Here is a 17,137-nt window from a genome sequence, read left to right as displayed (position 1 = left end):
TTGCGCGGCACTTATCCCGAAGTTGGTGCGTCTTGGCAAGATCGTTGCACGAGAATTTCCGCCTTTGACGGGGCTAATTGCAAGTTCACATCTAAATACAACAGGGGGGCTGGTCGTGATCTCAGCTGCGTCACGCCTTCGCGCCCGAAATCACCACGGCTAAATATGTGTACAAAACGTAAACATTTTATCGATCAGGGTTGAAAACAGTGTCAAAAAGATCGACTTATGATGGGTAGAACCGAGGTGATAAAACCGTGACCACGCAAGCATCCGAACCACAGCCAGCCGTGTTTTTGGCCAACCCAGCACCCGATGTGAAAACCCGCGAAAAGCTGGAAGGCGGTCAACGCTTTGTCCTGCAAACCGAATTCGCACCGGCAGGGGACCAACCCACCGCAATCAAAGAGCTATCGCAAGGCATCTTGGACGGCGAACGTGATCAGGTCCTGCTAGGCGCAACCGGCACCGGTAAGACCTTCACGATGGCAAAGCTGATCGAAGAAACGCAGCGCCCTGCCATCATCCTAGCCCCGAACAAGACGCTTGCGGCGCAGCTCTATGGCGAATTCAAAGGCTTTTTTCCGGATAATGCGGTCGAATATTTTGTCAGCTACTACGATTACTACCAACCCGAGGCTTATGTCGCCCGCTCGGATACATTCATCGAAAAAGAAAGCCAAATTAACGAACAGATCGACCGGATGCGCCACTCGGCGACGCGCGCATTGTTAGAACGCGATGATGTGATTATCGTGGCGTCCGTGTCGTGTATTTACGGGATCGGGTCGGTCGAAACCTATGGGGCGATGACCCAAGATATTCATGTTGGCAACATGTACGACCAACGCCAGATCATCGCCGATTTGATTGCACAACAGTACCGCCGCAACGACGCAGCATTTCAGCGCGGCACATTTCGGGTGCGCGGCGACAGTCTTGAAATCTGGCCAGCCCACCTAGACGATTGCGCGTGGAAGCTATCGTTTTTTGGCGAAGAACTGGAAAGTATCACCGCCTTTGACCCGCTGACGGGTACAAAAACCGACACGCTTGATCAGGTCCGTATCTATGCCAACAGCCACTATGTGACGCCAAAACCGACGATGCAGCAGGCGATTATCGGGATCAAAAAGGAACTGCGTTTGCAGCTTGATCGGCTCACGGCCAACGGAAAGCTGCTCGAGGCGCAGCGGCTCGAACAACGCTGCAATTTCGATCTTGAGATGCTCGAAGCCACCGGCGTTTGCAACGGGATCGAAAACTATTCGCGCTATCTGACGGGCCGCGCGCCCGGCGAGCCCCCCCCCACCCTGTTCGAATTCATTCCCGACAATGCCATCGTTTTTGCGGATGAAAGCCACGTCTCTGTGCCGCAAATTGGCGGCATGTATAAGGGTGACTTTCGGCGCAAGTCCGTATTGGCCGAACATGGGTTCCGGTTGCCATCTTGCATGGATAACCGCCCGCTCAAATTCGAAGAATGGGACGCGATGCGCCCGCAGTCGGTGTTCGTCTCGGCCACCCCAGCCGCTTGGGAAATGGAGCAAACGGGCGGCGTGTTCACTGAACAGATCATCCGGCCAACGGGGCTGATCGATCCGAAAATCGAAATCCGTCCGGTCGAGATGCAGGTTGACGATCTGTTGGACGAAGTGCGCAAAGTATCCGCTGAGGGCTACCGCACGCTGTGCACAACGCTGACCAAACGCATGGCCGAAGACCTGACCGAATACATGCACGAACAGGGCATCCGCGTGCGCTATATGCACTCTGATATTGATACGATTGAGCGGATCGAAATCCTACGCGACCTGCGGCTCGGCGCCTTTGATGTGCTGATCGGGATTAACCTCTTGCGCGAAGGGTTGGACATCCCCGAATGCGGGCTTGTCGCGATTTTGGACGCAGATAAAGAAGGGTTCTTGCGGTCAGAAACCAGCCTTGTGCAAACCATCGGCCGCGCCGCACGCAACGCCGAAGGGCGCGTGATCATGTACGCGGATAAGATCACCGGGTCGATGGACCGCGCAATGAAAGAAACCGAACGCCGGCGCGCAAAACAAATGGCCTATAACCTTGAGCATGGGATCACACCCACCACGGTGAAAAAGAACGTCGAGGATATCTTAGCTGGGCTTTATAAGGGCGACGTGGACATGAACCGGGTCACGGCCAAGGTCGATAACCCCGCGCATGGTGGCAATCTCGAGGCCGTGCTTGATGGGCTACGCGCCGACATGCGCAAGGCCGCAGAGAACCTCGAATTCGAAGAGGCCGCGCGCCTACGTGATGAGGTTAAGCGGCTTGAAACAGTCGAACTGACCATCGCCGACGACCCGCTGGCGCGGCAACAAGCCGTGGATAAAGCCGTCGACGACGCACAAAAATCATCAGGGCGCAGCACAGGCGGGCGACCGGGACAACGTGGGGGCAAGTCGGGGTATGGGGGGAAGCGGTGACGCACTTGCCTCATTCTTAACTTGAAATTCATACCGATCAGGTTTAGATGCACCTTAAAGGTTCCTCCCCGATGACAAGAACCCAAGGGGTTCTCCATTTGGTAGTCGGGGAGGTCAAAATCAATAGTAGTTCCTCGTTCCAGTTTTGAAGATGTCGAATTCGCTTCTAACTAATTTTTTAATTTGATCATAGGCAACACTGTCGCCCCTCTCCCATTTCCGAAAAACGGCCCAGTTCAAGTAATCCGCTATCTGCAACCCATAATGCGAACGTGACGCATGGTGCATAATTTTGTAAGGAGTTGTGGAGGGAAGCATTGCAGACAATACCAGTTTTAGCGCCTTCTCGACTGCGCGACGCTTCTTATTAACTGGAATCGTATCGGTAATAATGACTAGTTCGGAAATTCCAGTGGGAGCATTCTCCAATATATAGCGCAGAAGATAGCCTAGCATCTTAGGGTAAAATTTTTCTGGCGACTGAAGAGCGGTTCCCGTCTTTCGCTTCTTAACAATAACTGAATCCACCGAATTTTCCTGCAATTCAATAGACAACAAGTTGAACATCTTTTTACGAACATATCCGTTGTCGTCAGCACAGTGGAAAAATTCCATTTCGATACGCGGCTTAATCAACTTTTCAATCAGATCATATTTGTAGGTGTCAAGTTTAGTATGCAACTTAAACGGTCTAAACATGCTCACGCCAGTAAGAGTGAAATACTCTGTTCCGGCATTTGAAAAGTCCAAATTTCCGCCTTCATCAAGAAAAATATATAATGTAGACAATCGTACTCGGTCCCTTCACACAACTAGACTACGATATAGCGCGAATTTCTCGCTCCCACCACCTCAGATTGAATTAACAAACTATCGCCCCAACCCCAACAAAATAACACTCCCCTGCTGCCAGCGGCCTTTGACCAGAAACCCTTTGTCTCGGAGCTTGGGGAAATCTTGTTTCCAGTCGAGGAACCGATCATTGGTGACGACCCGCATGTCATCCTCGGCTGCGTGTTTGAGCAAGATAGGATCGGCGGGTGTGCCGCTGGGTACGAGCGTGACATCATCAGCGGGCAATCCCAATTCCGCAGCCATTGCCTGATCGTTCGCGCGTTTTTTCGACAATTTATACCCGACGTTGGCGTCAAAATAGACGATAGGTTCATACCCGCGTTCTTTCAGCGCCCCAATCACCCGCTGCAATACCATGAGTGACGGATCGCCGCCCCAATGCATCACATTTGACCCATCAACGACAATCGGTTTACCGACACGTGCGCGCGGGGTTGGTTCTTTTGCTGTCCCGCGCCGGAACCATTTGCGCACCTGCCAGATATAACCGACGGCAAGCGCGGCAAAGGCGCCGAAAATCAGCTTCCCAAGCCCATCCATCACGCGCGCCTTTTCGCCCCCTTCGGGCAACACAACCGCGCAAGCAACCAGTGCAATCAGCGCGCAAATCAATAAACCTCGTAGGAACCACATAGAATCGCCTTTGTTTTCGTGCCTTCTGTGTATCGGGGGTAATTTCCACAACCAAAAGGCAACATCGGGACGATTTTATGACCCGGCCAGCCCTTTCAGGATCGGGCAGTCGGGGCGATTATCGCCGGCGCAGTCCTCGACCAACTCGGCCAATGTATCCCGCATCCCCATCAACCCGGCGATTTTCGCATCTATCGCGGTAAGATGTTCACGCGCAATCGCGCGCACATCTGCGCTGGCGCGTGTGTTGTCTTCCCATAGAGCCAACAGGTTGCGGCAATCTTCAATCGCAAAGCCCAAGGCCCGCGCCCGCCCCAAAAACGCCAGTTTATGCGCATCGCTTTGCGCGAAATCCCGGTATCCATTAGCCTTGCGTGCGGGGGTCACGAGCCCGATGTCCTCATAGTAGCGGATCGTTTTCGCGGGTAGCCCTGTTTGTGTCGCGACCTCAGAAATATTCATCTATGTTCCTTTCACCCTGCGCAACCGCAGCGCGTTTGTCACCACAAGCACGCTTGATAAAGCCATCGCCCCCGCCGCGAGCCCCGGTGAAAGAAGCAACCCGAAAATCGGGAACAGCGCCCCCGCCGCGACGGGCACTAACAGTACATTATACCCAAACGCCCATAGCAGGTTTTGTCGAATATTCACCATCGTCGCCGCGCTCACCGTCAGCCCGTTAAGTACCCCCGCTGGGTCCCCCGACATTAAGACGACATCCGCGCTTTGCACCGCGACATCGGTGCCCGTGCCAATTGCAATTCCAACCTGCGCTGCGGCCAACGCAGGCGCGTCATTGATCCCATCACCGACAAAGGCCACCTTTGCACCGCCCGCCTGCAATTGCCTGACGACGTCAACTTTGCCTGCGGGAAGCACCTCGGCAAAGATATCCGTGATGCCCAATTGCGCGCCAATGGTCTTGGCGGTTCGGTCGGTGTCCCCGGTGATCAGCACGACCCGTTTCCCCATCGCTTGCAAGCGCATGACGGTGGCTTTTGCAGTCGGGCGCAGTTGATCAGACACGGCGATGACACCCGCAGCTTTGCCGTCGATTGCCACCATGATTGGTGTTTTGCCCGCCTGCGCGTGGTTTTGCGCGACCTGCCTGAGAGATGCCAGATCAATCCCTTCGCGGATCAACAGCCTTTCGGCCCCAATCACGATAACTAGCCCATCGACCTTGCCCTGCAACCCATATCCGGGGATTGCACTAAATTCAGTCGCAACGGGCAATGGCGTTTGCGCGGACCCGATAATGGCTGATGCCAGCGGGTGCTCAGACAGGGTTTCGACCGCGGCCACCTTGCGCAAGAAAACGTCCTTTTTGCCAGACAACACATCAACGTCGGTCAGGGTCGGCCGCCCTATTGTCAGTGTGCCCGTCTTGTCAAAGGCCACGGTATCTATACCCGCAAGCGCCTGAAGCGCATCGCCTTGCCGGAACAACACGCCCAAATCCGCGGCGCGCCCGGTGCCCACCATGATCGACATCGGCACCGCCAACCCCATCGCGCAGGGGCAGGCAATGATAAGCACACTGACCCCGGCAACCAATGCATGCGCCAGCACAGGTGCAGGCCCAAACACAAACCAAAGCAAGACCGTCACCGCAGCAATCCCCATGATCGCGGGCACAAACCAGACCGTGATTTTAGTCACCAAATCTTGGACCGGTAGCCGCGCATCCTGTGCGTCTTCGACCATCGCGATAATCCGCGACAACATGGTCTCAGCACCTACGGCAGTGGCCCGAATTTGCAGCGCGCCAGTGCCATTGATGGTGCCGCCAACGACGGTATCGCCTTCGGACTTCGCGACGGGTACGGGCTCACCCGTGACCATGCTTTCATCAATATGCGACGCACCTTGCGTCACCACGCCATCGGTTGGGATCTGTGTGCCGGGGCGCAAAATGATAATATCGCCGGTGACAAGCTCTGACAAAGGCAGTGCTATTTCTTGGCCTGCCCGCACCACGGTTGCCGTATCAGGGCGCAAGGCGATCAGCCGTTCAATCGCCGCACCCGTCTGCCCTTTGGCCCGCGCCTCTAGCCAGCGGCCCAGCAGGATTAACGTCACGATCACGGCGGCTGCCTCAAAGTAGACGGCGCGCGCCGCTGTGGGCAAAAGCCCCGGTGCAAAGAGGGCGAGGGTGGAGTAGGTCCACGCCGCCCCTGCCCCCATCACAACAAGCGCATTCATATCAGGGGCACGCCGCCATAGCGCAGGCAGGCCTTTGGTGAAAAACACCCGGCCGGGTCCGATCAAAACCAAAGTGGCAAGCACAAACTGTATGACCCAGCTTTCCTGCGTACCAATCGTCCGTGCGATCAGATGGTGCATGGCAGGGACAAGATGCCCCCCCATTTCCAGCGTGAAAACTGGGGCGGTCAGGCATGCCGCAATCACAAACTGTCGAAAAATATCCTGCGCGGTTTGCCCGTGATCAGGCACAACAGGTGCGTGATCAATCACCGGCTCCGCCGGGTAGCCCGCTTGTGTAATCACTGCAGCGATAGCATCAGGGGCAAGTGCGCTTGCGACTGTCGCCGTGCTTGTCGCCAAATTGACATGCACCCCAGTTATTCCATCTGCCCGGGCGAGCGCTGTTTCCACCCGCCCCGCGCAGCCTGCGCAGCTCATCCCAGTGATTTGGAACTTTTGCTCTGCCACCTGCCCCATCGTGAACCCTTTGATTACTCTCGGGTGTTACTTAGGGGTTCCAGTGACAGGAAGGTCAAGCGCCTAATTCAAAAACCTCATCGGGGAAGTATTTCGCAAGTCGGATGTCTGCCGTGCGGGCGTGCCCTTCCATGCCTTCGATCCGCGAAATCCGTGCCGTAGCTTCGGCGACAGGACGCGCGGCATTCCGGGTGGCACGTTGCCACGTCACTGTTTTCATGAATTTCCCAACGGACAGTCCGCCCGTATAACGCGCCGCCCCCGAAGTAGGCAGCACATGGTTCGGCCCGGCAGCCTTATCACCGAATGCAACGGTGGTTTCCTCGCCTAAGAACAGCGAGCCATAGGTGGTCAACTGGGTCAGCCACCAGTCAAGATCGGTGCATTGCACTGTCAGGTGCTCGGGCGCATATTCATCCGATATGGCAGCCATCTCAGCGCGATCAGCGCAAAGAACCACCTCTGCATAGTCACGCCATGCTGCTTCGGCGCTTGCGCTGTTGATTTCGGGTAAGGCGGCGATCAACGCGGGGATGCGGGCGATCACGTCTTCGGCCAGCGTACGGCAATCTGTGACCAGCCATACAGGTGAATTCGGCCCATGTTCGGCCTGTCCGACCAAATCGGCCGCGACAATCGCGGGGTCTGCCGTTTCGTCCGCCAGAACAAGTGAATCAGTCGGTCCAGCGACCATATCAATGCCAACCTCGCCAAATAAAATCCGTTTGGCTTCGGCAACAAAGTGGTTTCCCGGCCCGACAAGTACATCAGCGCGCGGCAAGCCAAACAGACCTTTGGCCATTGCAGCAACCGCTTGCACCCCGCCCATATTCAAGATCACATCAGCACCGCAAAGATCCATCGCAAACAAGATTGCAGGAGGAATGCCATCCGCCTCTGACGGTGGCGAACAGGCCGTGACATGTTTTACCCCAGCGGCCTTGGCCGTTGTGATCGTCATCATCGCACTGGCGATATGCGCATAGCGCCCACCGGGCACGTAACACCCAGCAGCCCCTACTGGAATTTGCCGTTGTCCAGCAACAAGACCGGGCAGAATTTCAATCTGGGTGTCGACAATCGTTTCGCGTTGGGCCTGCGCAAATTTCAAGATATTCGCATGTGCAAAGCGGATATCGGCTTTTGTCTGTTCCGGCACAAGTGCGATGGCGCGATCCAACTCTGCGCGCGTGACAATGACGTCGCCATCCCATTTATCAAAACGCTTGGCCATCGCGATGGCGGCCTCTTCGCCACCTGTCGCGATCTCGTCCAGCAATGCCTGCACGATTGGTGTCACATCGGCATGATCAGATTGTGCGGTATGCGTTGCGCGCTTGAGATACTCGGCCATATCAATTCCCTTTGAAAACATTGCATTGATTTGGCGCTACAAAAGGCAAAAGGCAAAGGACGATCTGCCCTTTGCCTTCCTTGTTTTACTTCGCTGAAATGCGCGTTCGGAAAGGCTTAACCTTTGCCTTTCCACGGCACCAGAACACGTTCGACCCAGCGCATCAGCATGTCGATGCTAAACCCGATGATGCCGATCAAAATGATCCCCATCAAAACGATGTCCGTGCTTTGGAATTTTGAGGCGACCATGATCATCATACCGGCACCTTTTTCAGCGGCGACAAGTTCGGCCGCAACAACCGTCCCCCAGCAAACCCCCATCGCAACGCGGGCTCCGGTAAAGATTTCGGGCAGTGAATTAGGGATAATCACGTGACGCATAATCTGCCACTTTGACGCGCCCAAGCTATAGGCCGCATGTACCTTTGAGATACGCACGCCAGAAACGCCGGACCGGGCTGCGATCGCCATGATCCAAAGCGCGGCGAGGAACAGCAAGATAATCTTACCCACTTCGCCAATACCAGCCCAGATGATGACCAAAGGGATCAACGCAAGCGGCGGAACCGGGCGCATGAATTCCACGATTGGATCAAACCACCCCCGGAACCAATTTGACAGACCCATCGCATACCCAAGCGGAATACCGACCAGCGCACCAAGGAAGAAGCCGACAACAACCCGGAACAATGAATAACCCAAATGCTCCATCAAGGTTGAGTTGCGGAACCCATCGGTCGCAATTTCGGTCATCCGTGACCAAACGGCTTCTGGCGCGGGAAGCCAAATCGGTTCCATCTGGATACCTGTCGAAGGCATGATGTTCAAAGTTCCCTTAGCGGACATCGCCACCGTGCCAAAACCGACATCGACAGATCCCTCTGGGGCGATGGCTTCGCCGTTGACGGCAGTGATAAACGTATCTTCATCACGGCCCATTTCATCATTTTCATCGACCCGGAACAGCGCGCTGCGATAGCTGGCAATCGCGATTGAATCGTCCTTGGCGATACCGTCACCTGGGGCAACTTCGGGGGCGACAACATCTTCAGTCACCGGGTGCACGACAACAGACACTGTCGCATCATCGCTTTGGCCATCAGGGGTTGTGATCGTATAGGTAAAGGTCCCTTCACCCGTAAACGCGCCGGGCGCGTGCATGAACCCGGGCAAAAGCTTGGATCCCGTAAATGCGGCCCAAAACACAAAGATCAAAACAACAGAGACAACGGAAGCAACCGTGTTGGAGGTTACGGCGCTTTCATCCCCAAAGGTCACAGTTTTGAGTGACCCATAGTCATGCTTGGGTGTCAAAAGCCGCTTTATCCCGCTCCAAATGAACATAGTAAGCAAAATTAAGAGCACATAGGCAAGGATATAGGGGGCGGCCTTAAAAAGGGTCGTCAACACGGCCCAGAGCTCTCCGCCGAGATCTGCAAGTAGGTTCATTGTGCGTCCTCCGTCCGACCCATAATTTCTTCTTCCATATCCCAAATCATGCTTAGAATTTCTTCGCGGGTTTCACCAAATTTGGGGTGTTTTTTGACCTCACGCAGGTCTTGGTTCACGCCCATTTCCGCAAACGGCAGGTTATATTCACGGTGAATACGACCCGGCCGCGGCGCCATCACGATGAGCCGCTCGCCCAATAACAGAGCTTCTTCAACAGAGTGGGTGATCAAGATGATCGTCTTACCCGTCTCTTTCCACAGCTTCAGAACCAACCCTTGCATTTTTTCGCGGGTCAACGCGTCAAGCGCGCCCAATGGTTCATCCATCAAGATGACGTCGGGATCATTGGCCAAACAGCGCGCCAATGAAACACGCTGCTGCATGCCGCCTGACAGCTCGTACACCGCTTTTTCTTTGAAATCTTGCAGCCCGACCACATCAAGCAAGTGATCAACGATTTCGGCTTTTTCCGCCTTGGGCATCCCTTTCATGGATGGACCAAAGCCCACATTTTCACGCACGTTCATCCATTCAAATAACGCGCCCTGCTGGAACACCATACCGCGTTCGGCGCCCGGCCCCGTAACCGTTTTGCCATTCAGCACGATCTTTCCGTCTGTCGGCGCCAGAAAGCCCGCAACGATATTGAGCAACGTCGTCTTCCCGCAGCCTGATGGGCCAAGAACAGACAATAGTTCGCCGGCCTTCAGGTCCAGCGACACATCCTTGAGCGCCTGCACCGATGATCCGTTTGGTAGATCAAAGCGCATCGACAGCTTATCTATTTGTAACCCCGACATGTCCCACTCCAATAGTTTTCGAAAAAGCGCTGACCCCGCCACAGCGAACTCAGGAGCTTTCTCGAAAATTATTGCCCCGGCGCAGGGTATGCCCCGCGCCGGGATCAAGAATTACATGTCGCCGACTGTCGCCAATGGCCCCGTGTTCACATTGCCTGCATAGCTATCAAGCGCAGAGTCGATGGAGCCAGAGTCAACAAACACGTCTGCGACGCCTTTCATGAAGGTTGGTGCAGCCGCACCCAACCACGCGTCTGACAATTGCTCTTCTACGGATGGGAACACGAATGTTGCCATTGTTTCGGCTGTTGCATCTTCATCCATACCCGCGTCATTCGCGATCACTGGCAGCATTGCTTCAACGCCAGACCCATCGTTCCATGCCGCGTTTGCTTCGGCGGTCACAGCCAAGAATTTCGCAACCAGCTCTGGGTTTTCGGCGACAAAGCTTGCAGGGGCAGATGTGACATCAAACACCAAAATGCCTAGCTCTTCTTTTTCCGCGCCTGTCAGCAGCACGTTGCCATATTCAGTCATGCGGCGCAGTGAGCCACCCCAACCGCAGGCCATGTCAACGGCACCCTGTGCCAATGCAGCTGCGCCATCTGGCGGTGCCATATCAACGATGTCGAGCGAAGCAAGATCAACACCGAAGTGTTCCATCTGGCGCAAGAAACCGTAGTGTGCAGCGGTCCCCAATGGCACGGCGACTTTCTTGCCTGCCAATTCGTCGGCGCTATCTTTGTCGATTTCCAACGTAGAGGCGACAACGCAGTTGTCGTTTTCAGCATAGGACACAGCGACGTCCAGAATTTGCAAATCTTGCCCCGCAGAGGCCGCAACTACAAATGGTGGCACCCCTTGGCTGACAGAGATTTGCACATCGCCAGACGCCATGGCTGCTGACATCGCAGTGCCGGCATCAAAGCTGACCCAGTTAACCGTCATGCCCAGCGCTTCGTCATATGTGCCGTTCACTTTTGCGTATTGGTAAGGCATCGGCCATTCAAGGAAATAACCAACGGTAATTTCTTGGGCAGCAACGCTTGTCGCGCCCATCATCAATGTGGCGCTCGCGGCGGCCCCCATCAGTACAGTCTTAAGTTTCATAATCGTCTCCCGTGTTGCGACCCGTATATCGGGCCATACATTGGGCAAGGTTGTCCCTGCCTCGATTGGTTGAACTGAACATGTTTCGCGCGGTGTTCCTACCCCAGCGCATCAGCTCTTTATCTTGACCAAGTTTGGCCGCATGAACCCCACCGCCTAAAAAAACCGCGATAGGTTAAGCAGAGCCAAAGAAATTCATGTCCTCGCGTCAACTAAAACAAGCGAGCAAAACTTTGACTAACCGGTCAGAAAAATGGGGTAGGAATTCAATATTTTATAATAACTTCAATATCTTTAAGTTCATTCACATACTTCACATCGACGGCAACCCGCCCCTATTGGACCTACGCATCTGTATATTTTGGACCTATCTACGCTGCACATCCTGTTGAAAAACTGCATTTAATTGCAGCAGTACCGTACAAGATTCGGCCTGCGCGCTTTCTCTTACACAAATGGAGCCTCCGACATGGACACCAGTAATTTCACGAACGATCCCGGCCATGTAATCGAGGCTGACCGCGCCCACGTCTGGCATCACCTGAGCCAAAACAAGGTCTATGAGACTGTCGATCCCCGCATCATCGTCGAAGGCAAAGGGCTCAACGTTTGGGACATAACCGGGAAAGAATACGTCGATGCCGTCTCTGGTGGCGTTTGGACAACGAACGTAGGCTATGGCCGCGAACGAATCGGCAAAGCTGTTGGTGACGCAATTACAAAGATGTGTTTCTTTAGCGGTGGTGCCGGAACTATTCCGGGTGCGCAATTTGCCGAAATGCTGATTGCCAAAATGCCGGGTATGGACCGTGTCTACTATGCGAACTCGGGATCTGAGGCGAACGAAAAAGCGTTTAAAATGGTCCGCCAGATCAGCCACAAACACTACGGCGGCAAGAAATACAAAATTCTGTATCGCGACCGCGATTACCATGGCACCACGCTCGGCGCACTGTCGGCGGGAGGCCAGGATGAACGCAACGCGCAATATGGCCCCTTCGCACCAGGCTTCGTGCGCGTGCCACATTGTCTTGAATACCGCGCAGAAAACGGCTTGACCGGCGAAGCTTATGGCGCGGCTGCCGCCCAAGCCATTGAAGACGTAATTCTGCGCGAAGGCGCAGATACCGTTGGCGCGCTTTGCTTAGAGCCGATCACCGCTGGTGGCGGCATCATCGTGCCCCCCAAAGGCTATTGGGACCGCGTGCAAGAGATTTGCAAAAAATACGACATCTTGCTGCACATCGACGAGGTTGTCTGCGGCATCGGTCGGACAGGCAAATGGTTTGGATATCAACAGTTTGGCGTGCAGCCAGACATTGTTACGATGGCCAAAGGCGTGGCCTCGGGCTATGCGGCGATTTCGTGCTGTGTCACCACAAATGCGGTCTTTGATCAGTTCAAAGATGACACCGATAAAATGAGCTACTTCCGCGATATTTCGACATTTGGCGGCTGCACGGGCGGTCCCGCCGCTGCGATCGAAAACATGAAGATCATCGAAGAAGAAGACCTGCTTGGGAATTCAACCGTGATGGGCGAACATTTTCAGAACAATTTGCACGGGCTGATGGAAACCCACAAGTGGATCGGAGACGTGCGCGGTATGGGGCTGTTTGCCGGGATCGAACTGGTCACCGACCGCGACACCAAAGAACCGGTCGGCGAGCCTGAGGTCGCGGCCATTGTGGCTGATTGCATCAATCAAGGCGTGATGATCGGCAGCACAAACCGATCAGTACCAGGCTACAACAACGCGCTTTTGTTTGCGCCAGCGCTGATCGCCACCAAAGATGATCTCAACCGCATCTCCGAGGCCGTCGGCCACGCGATCAAGCGCGTCTTGGGCTAAATAGAAAGGCCCGGAGCAATAAACTCCGGGCCTTACCACCGTAACAGTCATTATTCCCGTGAGTGGTGCGACTGTTATCCGCGGTCGGGCGCGGCGGGGCGGTAATTTTGCATGACTTGATCCAATGATTGCGCCGTGATCGACGCATTGCCTTGCTGCAAGCAACTGGCCATCTCAGTCATACGTGTTTCGTGTTCTTCGCGGCTTGGGCGTTCAGGGCGTTCACCACCTGCTTGGGCCCGATTAGGTGAACAACTTTCAAGGAGCTCAACCGATACCCCAAGATCGCCGGCCAATTCAGCAGGCTGTGGGCCGCGACCTCCCCCACCGTCTTGAGCAGTCACAACAGTTGGGGCGATTAAACTAAGTGCGACAATCATTGTGGCTTTGGGTAGCATCTTCATCATGTTCTCCGCTTTGGTTAGGCCTCTAGAACGCATGACCGAATTGTTTCCGTCGCAAAAAAGTTTTTGAGCATTAGTTTTTTTGTCCGGCCTCTTTCGGCTTTTCAAAAACCTCCTTGTATTCCCCCGACGAGTAGGTCCAATTGAGGCCAGCGTTAGGACCAATCATGCCAATTTCTGTCGAAACCTTCTTTTTAGATCCATCCTCTGTTGGGACGTTGCAAGCCCGTGTCCAACAGATGGTTGCGCAGGGCATCCTTGCTGGACGGTTTCGGGCGGGTGAACGCCTACCGTCGTCACGTAAGATGGCCACGCATTTGGGCGTCAGCCGGATCACTGTGACCTTGGCCTATACCGAATTGGTCGCGGATGATTACCTGACTTCGCGCGGGCGGTCTGGGTATTTTGTGTCTGACAATGCGCCCGAACCTCCCGCATTTCCGGCCAAACGCGCGCAGCTCGGCACTGTCGATTGGAACCGTGCAATCGGCCAAAAATTCACCCCCGGCTTGAACCTAGATAAGCCCAGCGATTGGGCCAAATACCGCTATCCATTTATCTACGGCCAAGCAGATAAAACGCTGTTTGATGCAGCCAATTGGCGGTTGTGTGCGCTACGCGCATTGGGAATGCGCGATTTTAGCGCCCTGACGGCTGACTATTATGATGGTGATGATCCACAATTGGTCGAATTTATCGCCCGCCAGACGTTACCCCGCCGCGGTATTCTGGCAAATAACGACGAAATTTTGGTAACAATGGGCGCGCAAAATGCGCTTTGGCTGGCTGCGCAAGTGCTTTTGAACAGCCGCCGTTTGGCTGCGATTGAGGACCCCTGCTACCCCGCCCTGCGCAATATTTTGGACCAGTCGCGGTGCCAATACACTGCCGTTCCCGTTGACGGTGACGGGCTGCCTCCTGATGCGTTACCACCGGAAACAGATGTGGTTTTCGCAACACCCAGCCACCAATGCCCGACGACATCAACCATGTCAGTGGATCGGCGCAAAGCACTCCTGCGCAAAGCAGAAGAAGATGATTTTCTAATCGTCGAGGATGATTATGAATTTGAGATGTCGTTCCTCAAACCGGCCTCCCCCTCGCTTAAATCACTTGATCAGAATGGACGGGTGATTTACGTCGGATCATTCTCAAAATCGCTCTTTCCGGGGCTGCGTTTGGGGTATCTTGTTGGCCCGGCACCATTCATCCGCGAAGCACGCGCGCTGCGCGCCACCGTGCTGCGCCACCCCCCCGGCCATATCCAGCGCACGGTCAGCTATTACCTGTCGCTTGGGCATTACGATGCGTTGATCAGGCGCATGGGCAAGGCCTATCACCACCGGCGCGAGGTCATGGATGTCGCCCTCAAAAACCACGGGCTCACGGTTGCCGGGCACGGCACCTATGGCGGGTCGGCAGTATGGCTGCGCACCCCGAACGGGCTTGATACAACGCAATTGGCGCATCAGTTGCGCGACGATAGTGTGTTGATTGAACCGGGTGCGGCATTTTTTGCGTCTGATACCCCGCCGACTGATTATTTCCGTCTTGCCTATTCATCCATTCCCGCGGTGCAAATTGCACCCGGCGTTGCGTTGATTGCGCAGGCCATTGCCAATGCATAACGCCGATGCCACCAATTTGGCACTAAGAACCCAAACCAACTGGCCCTACTGAAATGAAAGGCCAGTTTCTAATGTGGCGCAAGAATATCGCGCGCGCAAAGCCCAAAACCTAAAGGACCTACCCCCATGAAAATGACCACCGAAGAAGCATTCGTCAAAACCCTGCAAATGCACGGGATACAACATGCTTTTGGGATCATCGGCTCTGCAATGATGCCCATTTCGGATATCTTTCCCAAAGCGGGAATCATGTTCTGGGATTGCGCGCATGAAGGATCAGCCGGGATGATGGCCGATGGCTACTCCCGCGTGACTGGCGAAATGTCGATGATGATCGCGCAAAACGGCCCCGGCATTACCAACTTTGTGACTGCTGTAAAAACCGCCTATTGGAACCACACGCCGCTGCTGCTGGTGACGCCGCAAGCTGCAAACAAAACCATCGGTCAAGGCGGCTTTCAAGAAGTCGAGCAAATGAAATTGTTCGAAGATATGGTCGCCTACCAAGAAGAAGTGCGTGACCCGACACGTATCGCCGAAGTTCTGAGCCGTGTGATCATGAAAGCAAAGCGCGCCTCTGCGCCTGCGCAAATCAACATCCCGCGCGATTTCTGGACCCAGGTGGTCGATATCGATCTGCCAATGATCGTGGACTTTGAACGCCCCGCAGGCGGCGAAACCGCCATCGCAAATGCAGCTGAACTCCTGTCCAACGCAAAATTCCCTGTGATCCTCAATGGTGCGGGCGTTGTTCTTGCCGAAGGCGGTATCGACGCATCCAAGGCACTGGCCGAGCGGCTCGATGCACCTGTTTGTGTTGGTTATCAGCACAATGACGCCTTCCCCGGCACGCACCCGCTGTTTGCAGGGCCTTTGGGCTACAACGGGTCTAAGGCCGGTATGGAGCTCATCAGCAAAGCTGACGTTGTTCTAGCACTTGGCACCCGGTTGAACCCGTTTTCGACCCTGCCCGGTTACGGGATCGATTACTGGCCCAAAGACGCCAAAGTTATTCAAGTCGACATCAACCCTGACCGCATTGGCCTGACCAAAACCGTCAGCGTAGGCATCGTGGCTGATGCTGCCAAAGCCGCAAACGGCATTTTGGCGCAGCTTTCTGACGATGCGGGTGACGCAGGGCGCGCAGATCGCAAGGCCCTGATCGGCAACCTGAAATCCGCATGGGCGCAAGAACTGACCAGCCTTGACCATGAACAGGATGATCCGGGCACCACATGGAACGAACGCGCGCGCGCCGCCCGTCCCGATTGGATGAGCCCGCGCAAAGCATGGCGCGCGATCCAAGCCGCAATGCCAGAAAATGCGATCATCAGCTCTGACATTGGCAACAACTGCGCCATCGGCAACGCTTACCCATCCTTCCCGACGGGCCGCAAATATCTTGCGCCGGGTCTGTTCGGTCCTTGTGGTTACGGTTTGCCCGCGATTGTTGGTGCAAAAATCGGCCAACCAGATGTGCCCGTGATTGGTTTTGCAGGTGACGGCGCGTTTGGGATTTCCGTGAACGAACTGACAGCGATCGGCCGCGACGAATGGCCCGCCATCACGCAAATCGTGTTCCGCAACTACCAATGGGGTGCGGAAAAGCGGAACTCGACCCTTTGGTTCGACGACAACTTTGTTGGCACCGAGCTGGACATGAAAGTGTCTTATGCAGGTATCGCCCAAGCCTGTGGCCTCAAAGGCGTGCAAGCCAAAACGATGGATGAGCTGACAGAAATCTTGAACCAAGCGATCAAAGATCAGATGGAAAACAACGAAACCACGTTGATCGAAGTCATCTTGAACCAAGAACTGGGCGAACCCTTCCGCCGCGACGCAATGAAGAAACCAGTGCGCGTCGCGGGCGTTTCTTCGGACGATATGGCATCCGGGTAGG

General features: G+C 54.9%; 13 protein-coding genes. 4 read left to right on the top strand and 9 right to left on the bottom strand.

Annotation, left to right across the window (positions count from 1 at the left end; genetic code table 11):
• Nucleotides 1–257: 257 nt before the first annotated feature.
• Nucleotides 258–2,462: an excinuclease ABC subunit UvrB gene (uvrB, locus tag Yoon_RS04560; RefSeq protein ID WP_370642106.1), complete on the top strand. Its 2,205-nt coding sequence runs from the start codon at nucleotides 258–260 to the stop codon at nucleotides 2,460–2,462.
• 120 nt (nucleotides 2,463–2,582) lie between these two features.
• On the opposite strand, the gene Yoon_RS04555 is transcribed toward uvrB, so the two are convergent.
• The 8 genes from Yoon_RS04555 to Yoon_RS04520 form a co-directional block, all read right to left on the bottom strand.
• Nucleotides 2,583–3,251, bottom strand: a complete 669-nt coding sequence (locus Yoon_RS04555; protein WP_238110546.1) for a DUF3800 domain-containing protein — start codon at nucleotides 3,249–3,251, stop codon at nucleotides 2,583–2,585.
• 81 nt (nucleotides 3,252–3,332) lie between these two features.
• On the bottom strand, nucleotides 3,333–3,950 hold the full coding sequence (locus Yoon_RS04550; protein WP_238110544.1) for a hypothetical protein: 618 nt from the start codon (nucleotides 3,948–3,950) through the stop codon (nucleotides 3,333–3,335).
• Nucleotides 3,951–4,025: 75 nt separating this feature from the next.
• Nucleotides 4,026–4,412, bottom strand: a complete 387-nt coding sequence (cueR, locus tag Yoon_RS04545) for a Cu(I)-responsive transcriptional regulator (protein ID WP_238110542.1) — start codon at nucleotides 4,410–4,412, stop codon at nucleotides 4,026–4,028.
• The gene (locus Yoon_RS04540; protein ID WP_238110540.1) at nucleotides 4,413–6,635 is read right to left on the bottom strand and encodes a heavy metal translocating P-type ATPase; all 2,223 of its coding nucleotides are present in this window, start codon (nucleotides 6,633–6,635) and stop codon (nucleotides 4,413–4,415) included.
• A 55-nt stretch (nucleotides 6,636–6,690) separates the two neighbouring features.
• Nucleotides 6,691–7,989, bottom strand: coding sequence for a histidinol dehydrogenase (gene hisD / locus Yoon_RS04535; protein WP_238110539.1), 1,299 nt, complete (start codon nucleotides 7,987–7,989; stop codon nucleotides 6,691–6,693).
• A gap of 116 nt (nucleotides 7,990–8,105) precedes the next feature.
• Nucleotides 8,106–9,440, bottom strand: a complete 1,335-nt coding sequence (locus Yoon_RS04530) for an ABC transporter permease (RefSeq protein ID WP_370642105.1) — start codon at nucleotides 9,438–9,440, stop codon at nucleotides 8,106–8,108.
• A complete protein-coding gene (locus tag Yoon_RS04525; protein WP_238110538.1) occupies nucleotides 9,437–10,243 on the bottom strand; it encodes a taurine ABC transporter ATP-binding protein in 807 nt (268 codons plus the stop codon). Before Yoon_RS04525 ends, Yoon_RS04530 begins: the two co-directional genes overlap by 4 nt.
• Before the next feature lie 111 nt (nucleotides 10,244–10,354).
• Complete coding sequence (locus Yoon_RS04520) at nucleotides 10,355–11,353, bottom strand: ABC transporter substrate-binding protein (protein WP_238110536.1); 999 nt, start codon at nucleotides 11,351–11,353, stop codon at nucleotides 10,355–10,357.
• A gap of 469 nt (nucleotides 11,354–11,822) precedes the next feature.
• Here Yoon_RS04520 and Yoon_RS04515 point away from each other — a divergent pair, with 469 nt between their 5' ends.
• Nucleotides 11,823–13,205: an aspartate aminotransferase family protein gene (locus Yoon_RS04515; protein ID WP_238110535.1), complete on the top strand. Its 1,383-nt coding sequence runs from the start codon at nucleotides 11,823–11,825 to the stop codon at nucleotides 13,203–13,205.
• Nucleotides 13,206–13,279: 74 nt separating this feature from the next.
• Here the strand turns inward: Yoon_RS04515 and Yoon_RS04510 are convergent, their stop codons facing one another.
• On the bottom strand, nucleotides 13,280–13,612 hold the full coding sequence (locus Yoon_RS04510; RefSeq protein ID WP_238110534.1) for a hypothetical protein: 333 nt from the start codon (nucleotides 13,610–13,612) through the stop codon (nucleotides 13,280–13,282).
• Between the two features lie 164 nt (nucleotides 13,613–13,776).
• Here Yoon_RS04510 and Yoon_RS04505 point away from each other — a divergent pair, with 164 nt between their 5' ends.
• Both Yoon_RS04505 and xsc read left to right on the top strand, forming a co-directional pair.
• Nucleotides 13,777–15,237, top strand: coding sequence for a PLP-dependent aminotransferase family protein (locus Yoon_RS04505; RefSeq protein WP_238110533.1), 1,461 nt, complete (start codon nucleotides 13,777–13,779; stop codon nucleotides 15,235–15,237).
• Between the two features lie 126 nt (nucleotides 15,238–15,363).
• The gene (xsc, locus tag Yoon_RS04500) at nucleotides 15,364–17,136 is read left to right on the top strand and encodes a sulfoacetaldehyde acetyltransferase (RefSeq protein WP_238110532.1); all 1,773 of its coding nucleotides are present in this window, start codon (nucleotides 15,364–15,366) and stop codon (nucleotides 17,134–17,136) included.
• Nucleotide 17,137 lies beyond the last annotated feature (1 nt).

The organism is Yoonia sp. I 8.24 (assembly GCF_022096995.1).
Classification (GTDB): Bacteria; Pseudomonadota; Alphaproteobacteria; order Rhodobacterales; family Rhodobacteraceae; genus Yoonia.
This window is presented reverse-complemented; position numbering and strand designations above follow the sequence as displayed.

Coding starts and splice junctions, on each gene's coding strand:
- xsc (WP_238110532.1), top strand. CDS start 15,364: ATGAAAATGACCACCGAAGAAGCATTCGTCAAAACCCTGCAAATGCAC.
- Yoon_RS04540 (WP_238110540.1), bottom strand. CDS start 6,635: ATGGGGCAGGTGGCAGAGCAAAAGTTCCAAATCACTGGGATGAGCTGC.
- hisD (WP_238110539.1), bottom strand. CDS start 7,989: ATGGCCGAGTATCTCAAGCGCGCAACGCATACCGCACAATCTGATCAT.
- Yoon_RS04510 (WP_238110534.1), bottom strand. CDS start 13,612: ATGATGAAGATGCTACCCAAAGCCACAATGATTGTCGCACTTAGTTTA.
- Yoon_RS04525 (WP_238110538.1), bottom strand. CDS start 10,243: ATGTCGGGGTTACAAATAGATAAGCTGTCGATGCGCTTTGATCTACCA.
- cueR (WP_238110542.1), bottom strand. CDS start 4,412: ATGAATATTTCTGAGGTCGCGACACAAACAGGGCTACCCGCGAAAACG.
- Yoon_RS04520 (WP_238110536.1), bottom strand. CDS start 11,353: ATGAAACTTAAGACTGTACTGATGGGGGCCGCCGCGAGCGCCACATTG.
- Yoon_RS04550 (WP_238110544.1), bottom strand. CDS start 3,950: ATGTGGTTCCTACGAGGTTTATTGATTTGCGCGCTGATTGCACTGGTT.
- Yoon_RS04530 (WP_370642105.1), bottom strand. CDS start 9,440: ATGAACCTACTTGCAGATCTCGGCGGAGAGCTCTGGGCCGTGTTGACG.
- Yoon_RS04515 (WP_238110535.1), top strand. CDS start 11,823: ATGGACACCAGTAATTTCACGAACGATCCCGGCCATGTAATCGAGGCT.
- Yoon_RS04505 (WP_238110533.1), top strand. CDS start 13,777: ATGCCAATTTCTGTCGAAACCTTCTTTTTAGATCCATCCTCTGTTGGG.